Annotated in this window: 2 protein-coding genes; both read right to left on the bottom strand. The window is 59.2% G+C overall.

What is annotated here, in order from left to right; genetic code table 11:
• Positions 1-32 precede the first annotated feature (32 nt).
• The gene (locus E4K64_RS39915) at positions 33-365 is read right to left on the bottom strand and encodes a head decoration protein (RefSeq protein ID WP_001297109.1); all 333 of its coding nucleotides are present in this window, start codon (positions 363-365) and stop codon (positions 33-35) included.
• 9 nt (positions 366-374) lie between these two features.
• On the bottom strand, positions 375-1,106 hold a 732-nt coding region (locus E4K64_RS39910), incomplete at its 5' end, for a S49 family peptidase (protein ID WP_167772444.1).

Genomic DNA, 1,106 nt, shown 5'->3' with positions numbered 1-1,106 from the left:
GCACAGGCGGCCTTTAGTGATGAAGGGTAAAGTTAAACGATGCTGATTGCCGTTCCGGCAAACGCGGTCCGTTTTTTCGTCTCGTCGCTGGCAGCCTCCGGCCAGAGCACATCCTCATAACGGAACGTGCCGGACTTGTAGAACGTCAGCGTGGTGCTGGTCTGGTCAGCAGCAACCGCAAGAATGCCAACGGCAGCACCGTCGGTGGTGCCATCCCACGCAACCAGCTTACGGCTGGAGGTGTCCAGCATCAGCGGGGTCATTGCAGGCGCTTTCGCACTCAATCCGCCGGGCGCGGTTGCGGTATGAGCCGGGTCACTGTTGCCCTGCGGCTGGTAATGGGTAAAGGTTTCTTTGCTCGTCATAAACATCCCTTACACTGGTGTGTTCAGCAAATCGTTAACGGCATCAGATGCCGGGTTACCTGCAGCCAGCGGTGCCGGTGCCCCCTGCATCAGACGATCCAGCGCAGTGTCACTGCGCGCCTGTGCACTCTGTGGTGCTGCGGCCAGAATGCGGCGGGCCGTTTTCACGGTCATACCGGGGGTTTCTGCCAGCACGCGTGCCTGTTCTTCGCGTCCGTGAGCCTCCTCACAGTTGAGGATCCCCATAATGCGGCTGTTTTCTGCCGCAACCGCTGCGGTGATCTGCGCGTTCACGTCCGGCTGCGCCGCGCTGGCGTTCTCGCCCTCCGTCGCTGGCACCACGTCAGTAACGTCAGCCTGCGAAGCAGTGGCTGAAACAGTTGTTGATTGAGTCTCTTTGGTCATTCGCCCTCCTGAGAGACGGGATTTACGTGCATCCAGTGCATCACGCATGACGGTGATCGCATCGGTGCTGTTAACAAGTTCATCAGCCAGTCCGGCATCAATGGCCTCCTGACCGCTGTACACTGCAGCCTCGGTATCCAGCACAACCTGCACGGACAGGCCGGTATATGCCGACACCTTCTGCGCAAACATCTGGCGGGTTGCGTCCATCCGGGACTGCAGTGTCTCCCGGACGTCATCCGGAAGATGGCTGTAGGGGTTGCCATCCACCTTATGGCTGCCGCTGTAAATCAGCGTGATTTCCACACCCTGTTTCTCCAGCGCAGCACCGTAATT

The sequence above is a fragment of the Bradyrhizobium frederickii genome (assembly GCF_004570865.1).
Lineage (GTDB): Bacteria > Pseudomonadota > Alphaproteobacteria > Rhizobiales > Xanthobacteraceae > Bradyrhizobium > Bradyrhizobium frederickii.
The sequence above is the reverse complement of the archived record's forward strand: the minus strand, read 5'-3'. Positions and strand labels throughout refer to the sequence as shown.